The following is an 8,080-nucleotide window of genomic DNA, read 5'->3' as shown; positions in this document are numbered from 1 at the left end:
CGTGGGAATGCATCCCGTGACGCTCCGCGTCACTTCCAAAGCGGACGCAAAGCGTCCATGGCGGCATTCCCACGCAGAGCGTGGGAACGATCACGCAGCATTACAGCGACCGCGCAATAATCTCCTTCATGATCTCGTTGGTGCCGGCATAGATCCGCTGCACCCGCGCATCCGCCCATGCCCGGGCGATGGGGTATTCCCACATAAAGCCATAGCCGCCATGCAACTGCACGCACTCGTCGAGCACCTTGCATTGCAGGTCCGTGCCCCAATACTTGGCCATCGCCGCCGTTGGCACATCCAGCTTGCCTTGCAGGTGCAGTTCCAGGCAGCGATCGACGAAAACCCGGCCGATCTGGATCTCGGTCGCCATCTCCGCCAGTTTGAAGCGAGTGTTCTGGAAATCGGCAATGGCCTTGCCGAACGCCTTGCGGTCGCGAGTGTAGTCCAGCGTCCACTGCAACGCCGCTTCAGCCGACGCAAGCCCGCCGATGGCCACGGTGAGACGCTCTTGCGGCAATTCCTGCATCAGGTAAGCGAAGCCCATCCCGGCCTGCCCCAGCAGGTTTTCCTTGGGCACCCGAACGTCCTGAAAGAACAGCTCCGAAGTGTCCTGCGCCTTCATCCCGACCTTTTCCAGACGCTTGCCTTTGTCGAAACCCGGCGTACCCGCCTCCACCAGAAACAGGCTGGTGCCCTTGGCGCCGGCCTTTGGATCGGTCTTGGCCACGACAATCACCAGGTCAGCCAGAAAGCCATTGGTGATAAAGGTTTTCGAACCATTGATGACGTACTCATCGCCATCCAGTACCGCCGTGGTTTTCACCCCTTGCAGATCGGAGCCGGCCCCCGGCTCGGTCATGGCGATCGCCGTGACCATCTCGCCCGACACCAGTTTCGGCAGGTACTTGTGCTTCAGCGCTTCACTGCCGTAATGCAGGATATACGGCGCCACAATGTCCGAATGCAGGGAAAAACCGATCCCGGTCAGCCCCAGGCGCCCGACCTCCTCGATCACTACCGCACTGTACAAAAAGTCCGCTCCCAGCCCGCCGTATTCCTCCGGCAGATGCGAACACAGCATCCCCGCCTCCCCTGCCTTGTTCCAGAGTTTGCGGTCGATATAGCCTTGCTTTTCCCATTGTCCATGAAACGGCACAGCCTCTTTCTCGAGGAACGTTCGCACGCTGTCACGGAAAAGTTCGTGATCGGAGCTGAACAAGGTTCTGGGGATCATGCGGCACCTGTTGTTATTGTTAGATGAGTTGATCTTCAGAGACTAAGCCCCGCATTCGACACAGGACACTGGACACATCAGACAAAAAATAAGACGATCCAGCCGTTTGATGACCACTTTCTCCTATAAAAATAAAGTTGAATTATGTCTAAGCAAGTCTCCACGCCCCTGCGGCGCGTCAGCATCCTGGCGATCGACCGGGTTTTCGCTTCCACCCTCCTGCAAGCCAAAGATTTTTTCCACATGGCCAGCCTGCGCCATGGCAAACAACTGGGCCAAGGCCTGACACCGTCGTTCGAAATCCGACTCGTCAGTCCCGATGGCAAGGCGGTCAATAGCTTCAGCGATGTGATCATTCCGGTAGACGGCGGCCTGGAAAACACTGACATCATCATCCTCCCCGCCTTCTGGGATGACTTCGACACGCTCTGCAAACGTTATCCGCAGGTCTTGCCATGGCTGCGCGAACAACACGCCCGTGGGGCGGTGTTGTGCGGCGAGGCGACCGGGGTGTTCTGGCTGGCCGAGGCGGGGCTGCTCGATGGCAAGGAAGCGACCACTTACTGGCGTTTCTTCAACGCCTTCGCCGAGCGCTTTCCTCAGGTTCACCTCAAACAGGACAAACACCTGACTGATGCCGACAATCTGTATTGCGCCGGCGGCACGACGTCGGCCTGTGACCTTTACGTCTACCTGATCGAGCGTTTCTGCGGCGCCAACGTATCGCAAGCCGTGGCGCGGGATATCCTCTACGAAGTACAGCGCAGCTATTCCCCGGGCCGTATCGGTTTTGGCGGCCAGAAGTTGCACCAGGATGTGATCATCCTGCAGATCCAACACTGGCTCGAAGAGCATTTTGCCGACAAGTTCCGCTTCGAAGACGTAGCCCGCGAACACGGCATGAGCATCCGCAACTTCATGCGCCGCTTCCAGACCGCGACCGGGGACAAGCCGCTGCATTACCTGCAACGACTGCGCATCGAAACCGCCAAGGGCCTGCTGTCCGCCAGCCGCAAGAGCATCAAGACCATCAGTTACGAGGTCGGTTACGACGATGCGAGCTTCTTTGCTCGGCTCTTTCGTCAGCACACCGAGTTGTCGCCGAACCAGTATCGGCAGCAGTTTCAGCAAGCCGCTTAATCCACAGACCGATCGTTCCTACGCTCCGCGTGGGAATGCATCGCGTGACGCTCCGCGTCATATTCGAAGCGGACGCGGAGCGTCCATGGCGGCATTCCCACGCAGAGCGTGGGAACGATTAGACCCGGCACACAAAAAAAGGGCCTGCATCTGCAGGCCCTTGTTTGTATTTCGAATAAGTCCTACGGCTTGTGCGCCCGGGACAGGAATTCGTGAGATTGCATTTCCAGCAGTCGGCTGAGCGTACGCTGGAACTCGAAATTCAAGCGGCCGCCGGTGTAGAGGTCTTTGAGCTCAACCTCGGCAGAAATGATCAGTTTGACGTTACGGTCGTAAAACTCGTCGACCATGTTGATAAAGCGACGGGCGATGTCGTCAGTGGTTACGCTCATCTGCTCGACATCGCTGAGCAACACGGCGTGGAAGATCTTGCCCAGCTCGATGTAGTCGTTCTGGCTACGCGGGCCATCGCACAGTTCGCGGAAGTCGAACCAGGCCACGTCATCGCATGTGCGTACGGCGCGGATGGCGCGATTCTCGATCATCAGCACGTCGTTCTCGACTGCGGCCGTGCATTCCGGCGTCAGCGCGCGGAAGCTCTTGCGCAGGCTGTCCTGAGCGGCGTCATCCAGCGGAAAGTGGAATAGCTCCGCTTGCTCAAGATGACGCAGGCGGTAATCGACGCCACTGTCGACGTTGACGATGTCGGTGTTCTGCTTGATCAGCGCGATGGCCGGCAGGAAGCGCGCGCGTTGCAGGCCGTCCTTGTACAGACCGTCCGGCACGATGTTCGAGGTCGCGACCAGGGTCACGCCGTTCTTGAACAGCTCTTCCATCAAGGTGCCGAGGATCATGGCATCGGTGATGTCGGAGACGAAGAATTCATCGAAGCAGATCACTCGCGACTCGTCGGAGAAACGCTTGGCGATGATGGTCAGCGGGTTTTTCTCGCCGCCGAGGGTCTTCATCTCTTCGTGCACACGCTTCATGAAGCGGTGGAAGTGAGTTCGGGTCTTTTCCTTGAACGGCAGCGCTTCGAAGAAGGTGTCGACCAGGTAAGTCTTGCCGCGACCCACGCCGCCCCAGAAGTACAGGCCCTTGACCGGCGCCTGCTCTTTCTTGCCAAACAGCTTGCCGAGCAGACCCGGCTTGTTCTGCGAGGCCGCGACCAGATCGTCGTACAGGCGCTGCAAATGGCGCACAGCAGTTTCCTGCGCAGCATCGTGGAAGAATTCCGGGCGCTTCAGATCAGCTTGATATCGTTCTAGGGGCGTCATAATTCGTTAGCAAGGCAACAAAAACGGGCCGTCACTGTAGCGACGGCCCCGGAGAATGGCAATCGGCCCTTGGTCGGGACGAGCCGCTGATTTATTCCTGAACCGGCGTCAGCGCAACGCGCAAGGCGTCGATGGCAACGTCGCGAGCTGCGCTGTCGGTGAATGTCGGGCTGTTTGCCACGCACTCGCCTTCCAGCCAGACGCTGAAGCTCAGGTCTTCGCTGCGCACGTCCAGAGGCTGGCCCGCTTGCAGCTGCTTGGTCACTTGCCCGGCGGTTTTGCCGTCGGCGAAGTTGCGCGACAGCAGCAGTTGCTCGCCATCGGCCGCCAGCAGACGGAAGCGGAAGCTGCCGTCGTCTTCACGGAAGCTGACGAAGCGTGCGGCTTTCGCGGCTTTTTTCTTGGTGGTAGCGGCGACTTGAGTCTGCGCCACGAAAGAACGCAAGCCGACCGCTTCACGCAGTTCGTTAAGGAACGGGGTGGCCACGGCACGGGCCTTTTTGGCGCCGATCTGCAGCATGTCTTCCAGGTCCGCCGGACGTTCCATCAGTTGGTAATAACGCTCGCGGGATTCGCCCAGCTCGCTGTCCAGCAGTTGGAACAGACGGTTCTTCGCCTCGCCCCAGCCCAGGCCCTGCAACAGTTCGCTGCGGAACTCCTCGGACTGCGTCGGCGTAGCGAACGCTTGAAACAGCGTAAACAGGTGCGAATTGTCCGGGTCCTTGGCTTCGCCCGGCGCGCGCGAATCGGTGACGATCCGCGAAATCGCGTCCTTCATCTCTTTGGCGCTGCTGAACAACGGGATGGTGTTGTCGTAGCTCTTCGACATCTTGCGACCGTCGAGGCCTGGCAGCGTGGCGACGCTTTCCTCGATCAGCGCCTCGGGCATGGTGAAGAATTCTTTGCCCTGACCGAACAAGTGGTTGAAGCGCTGGCCGATGTCGCGGGCCATTTCCACGTGCTGGATCTGGTCACGACCGACCGGCACCTTGTGCGCGTTGAACATCAGAATGTCTGCAGCCATCAGCACCGGGTAGCTGTACAAGCCCATGGTGATGCCAGCGTCCGGGTCTTCGCCGGTCTCGACGTTCTTGTCCACCGAAGCCTTGTAGGCGTGTGCACGGTTGAGCAAGCCCTTGGCGGCGACGCAGGTCAACAGCCAGGTCAGCTCGGGAATTTCCGGAATGTCGGACTGGCGATAGAACGTCACGCGGTCCACATCCAGGCCACCGGCCAGCCAGGTCGCGGCGATTTCCAGACGCGAGCGCTGGATGCGCAGCGGGTCATCGCATTTGATCAGGGCGTGGTAGTCGGCCAGGAAATAGAACGAATCGGCATTGCTGTCACGGCTGGCGACGATCGCCGGGCGGATGGCGCCGGCGTAGTTGCCCAGGTGTGGCGTGCCGGTGGTGGTGATGCCGGTGAGGATACGGGTACGAGTCGTCATGGGTAATCGCTTGTCAGACTGCAATCAATTCGAAAGACGCGGCAGGATCAGATCCTTGAGATCGGTCAGCTTGCCATGAAAAAAGTGTCCGCATTCTGCCACTTTCAGCAGCTCATGGGGGCGCTCGAGTTTTTCGGACCAGTCGTAAACCAGCTGCGGATCGATCACTTCGTCGGTTTCCGGCTGGATCAGGGTCAACTCGCTTTGGTGCGGCAGTTGATCCTGATCGCCCAGACGCATGACCGCAGGGGCGACCATAAACAAATGTTTCAGTGTTTCGCCCTTGGCTTCCAGGCGTCCGCCGAGACTTGCTGCAACAAAACCGCCGAAGGAGAAACCCAACAGCGTCAGTGGCAAGTCCGGGTGTCTGGCCCGCAGCCATTCGGCGACGGCTTGAGCATCGTCGACTTCACCAGTGCCCATGTCGTGTGCGCCTTGACTGGCACCGACGCCACGGTAGTTGAACCGCAGGGTAATCAAACCGGCGTCGCGCGCGGTGCGCTGCAGGGTCGAGACAACTTTGTTGAGCATGGTGCCGCCCTGCACCGGATTGGGATGGCAGATTAGCGCCAAGCCGCGCGGCTGCTCATTATCCAGGCTCTTATTTTCCAGAAGCAGAGCTTCCAGTTGGCCGACCGGGCCATCAATCACTACAGGGGTTTCGCGCATAAGCAAGGAAGGAACTCCGTGACCTCGAATCGGGTCGACTCGTCTAGCAAATTGTCTGTGCCAATCTATTGCGAGTGAATCGCGGTATACAGCGCAGGTTCGAGCCGTTAACGTAAAGCAAAGCCGTTTATAGAGGAAGGACTCGTGGAACACTCGCTCTTAGTTTGGTTGTTACCGACTCTTGCCCTGGTTGTGGGTGTCGCCATTGGATTCCTGATCGCTCGCCTGGTGCCGAGTGCCGTGCCCAGCAGCACGCAACGTCAACTGGATGACATACAGGAACGTTTCGACAGTTATCAGAACGAGGTGGTCACCCACTTCAACAGCACTGCAACCTTGGTCAAGAAAATGACTCAGAGCTATCAGGAAGTGCAGGATCATCTCGCTGACGGCGCAAACCGACTGGCCCTGGACGAGCAGACTCGTCAACGCTTGCTGGCCTCTCTGCAAGCCGATACGGCAGCGGCCCCACGCGAACGCCTGACACCGCCGCGCAACCAGGAGCCTCCTCGCGACTACGCGCCCAAGACCCCGAACGCGCCGGGCATGCTCGACGAGCATTACGGCCTGAAGAAGTAATCAGGTTTCGGACTGTACAAAAAGCCCTCGGACGAGTGATTGTCCGGGGGCTTTTTATTGCTGATGATTTAGTTGTCTGCGCCGGCCTCATCGCGAGCAGGCTCGCCCCCACAGTCACAAAAAAGCCCGCCCGATCTGTTGAGGATCGGGCGGGCTCTTTTTTTACGCCTGGGGTTCAGTCAGGTTGGTAAAGGTAAAACTGGTATTACTGAGGATACTGCTGACCCGGAATCGCTTTCAAGTTGACTTCAACGCGACGGTTCTGTGCCCGACCATTGGTATCAGCGTTGCTGGCAATCGGGTTATCCGGGCCGGCACCGCGAGCCGAAAGGTTGGCACCGCTCACGCCTTGCGACGTCAGGTAAGTCGCCACGCTCTGTGCACGATTCTGGGACAGGTCCATGTTGTGCTGGCGGCTGCCGGTGCTGTCGGTGTAGCCGACAATCTCGATCTGGTTCTGGTTGAACTCTTTGAGCGAGCCCGCCAGGCTGTTCAACGGCTGATAGAAATTTGGGGCGATGTTCGCCGAATCGGTGGCGAACGTGATGTTGCCTGGCATGATCAGTTTGATCTGATCGCCCTGACGCTGCACTTCAACGCCGGTGTTGGCCATACTGGCACGCAGCTTTTTCTCTTGCTGGTCGGCGTAGTAGCCGTAACCGGCGGCGGAAGCCCCCACCACCGCTGCGCCGATCAGCGCGCCTTTTCCACGGTTGTCATGGTTAATGGCGGCACCCGCCACAGCACCGGCCAAAGCACCGAGACCACCATATTTAGCGGTTTTGCTCATACCCTGAGAGCCGCCAGTATCCTGGCTCTGGTTATCGTAAGGGCCAGGTGCGGCACAGCCAGACAGCAAGGCCACTGCGGTAGCGACAATAATCAAACGACGCGTGGTGAACATTAGAGCTCCTACTTTTTTTGCATTCTGTGGTGCAACGGACTTAAGCATTGGACCTTTGCGCGTGGTTGGATCATCGCACAAGTCAAAAATTCCCCGCGTGAAAAACGTGTTACAAATCAAGCCCGCACAAACGGGTTCTCGCGCATTTCATCGCCCAAACGCGTGTCCGGACCATGGCCGGTGACCACAGTCGCCTCTTCGTCGAGCGTATACAACCGCTGCTTGATCGACCGCACGATGGTCGCCTGATCGCCGCCCCACAAATCCGTGCGCCCTACTCCACGCCGAAACAGCGTGTCACCGGCAATCAGCAGCTTGGCTTCTGAAAACCAGAAACTCATGGAACCCGGTGTATGACCCGGCGTGTGCAACGCTACACCGCAACCGCAGGCCAGTTCTTCGTCATCGGCCAACCAGCGATCCGGCGGTGGCACGGGCGTGTAAGGCACACCGAACATCTGGCATTGCATCTCCAGATTGTCCCAGAGGAACTGATCTTCTTTATGCAGGTGCAGGGTGGCGCCAGTTTTCTCCTTCAACTGACCGGAGGCCAGGAAGTGATCCAGATGCGCGTGGGTATGGATGATGCTGACCACCTTCAAGCCCAGGGCATCGAGGCGCGCCAGGATCAGTTCGTGATTGCCGCCCGGGTCGACCACGATCGCTTTTTTGCTGATCGGGTCGCCGATGATGGTGCAGTTGCACTGCAAAGGGCCGACGGGGAAGGTTTCGCGAATGAGACTGGGTGGCTGGGTCATCGGAACAAGCTCGAAAATCAGAGATGGGCAATTCTGGCACAAAACTGCAGCAGTCTTTTAAGCGCCAGG

At 58.7% G+C, this 8,080-nt stretch carries 8 protein-coding genes; 2 read left to right on the top strand and 6 right to left on the bottom strand.

Features of this window, described 5'->3' with window-relative positions; translation table 11 throughout:
- Window positions 1-100: 100 nt before the first annotated feature.
- On the bottom strand, window positions 101-1,237 hold the full coding sequence (locus tag PMI22_RS09790; protein WP_007947114.1) for an acyl-CoA dehydrogenase family protein: 1,137 nt from the start codon (window positions 1,235-1,237) through the stop codon (window positions 101-103).
- A 243-nt stretch (window positions 1,238-1,480) separates the two neighbouring features.
- Between PMI22_RS09790 and PMI22_RS09795 the strand changes: the two genes are divergently transcribed.
- Window positions 1,481-2,377 carry a GlxA family transcriptional regulator gene (locus PMI22_RS09795; protein ID WP_177323438.1) on the top strand — a complete coding sequence of 299 codons (897 nt, stop codon included), beginning with the start codon at window positions 1,481-1,483 and terminating at the stop codon, window positions 2,375-2,377.
- A gap of 182 nt (window positions 2,378-2,559) precedes the next feature.
- Here the strand turns inward: PMI22_RS09795 and zapE are convergent, their stop codons facing one another.
- The 3 genes from zapE to PMI22_RS09810 form a co-directional block, all read right to left on the bottom strand.
- Window positions 2,560-3,654: a cell division protein ZapE gene (gene zapE / locus PMI22_RS09800; RefSeq protein ID WP_033049434.1), complete on the bottom strand. Its 1,095-nt coding sequence runs from the start codon at window positions 3,652-3,654 to the stop codon at window positions 2,560-2,562.
- Between the two features lie 91 nt (window positions 3,655-3,745).
- A complete protein-coding gene (locus PMI22_RS09805) occupies window positions 3,746-5,101 on the bottom strand; it encodes a tryptophan--tRNA ligase (protein ID WP_007947111.1) in 1,356 nt (451 codons plus the stop codon).
- Between the two features lie 24 nt (window positions 5,102-5,125).
- Window positions 5,126-5,770: an alpha/beta hydrolase gene (locus PMI22_RS09810; protein WP_007947110.1), complete on the bottom strand. Its 645-nt coding sequence runs from the start codon at window positions 5,768-5,770 to the stop codon at window positions 5,126-5,128.
- 144 nt (window positions 5,771-5,914) lie between these two features.
- On the opposite strand from PMI22_RS09810, the gene PMI22_RS09815 reads away from it, so the two are divergent.
- A complete protein-coding gene (locus PMI22_RS09815; RefSeq protein WP_007947108.1) occupies window positions 5,915-6,349 on the top strand; it encodes a YhcB family protein in 435 nt (144 codons plus the stop codon).
- A gap of 205 nt (window positions 6,350-6,554) precedes the next feature.
- On the opposite strand, the gene PMI22_RS09820 is transcribed toward PMI22_RS09815, so the two are convergent.
- Complete coding sequence (locus PMI22_RS09820; protein WP_007947107.1) at window positions 6,555-7,253, bottom strand: OmpA family protein; 699 nt, start codon at window positions 7,251-7,253, stop codon at window positions 6,555-6,557.
- 116 nt (window positions 7,254-7,369) lie between these two features.
- Window positions 7,370-8,011: an MBL fold metallo-hydrolase gene (locus PMI22_RS09825; RefSeq protein ID WP_007947105.1), complete on the bottom strand. Its 642-nt coding sequence runs from the start codon at window positions 8,009-8,011 to the stop codon at window positions 7,370-7,372.
- Between the last annotated feature and the right edge of the window lie 69 nt (window positions 8,012-8,080).

Origin of the sequence: Pseudomonas sp. GM21 (genome assembly GCF_000282215.1) — a bacterium.
Lineage (GTDB): Bacteria > Pseudomonadota > Gammaproteobacteria > Pseudomonadales > Pseudomonadaceae > Aquipseudomonas.
This window is presented reverse-complemented; position numbering and strand designations above follow the sequence as displayed.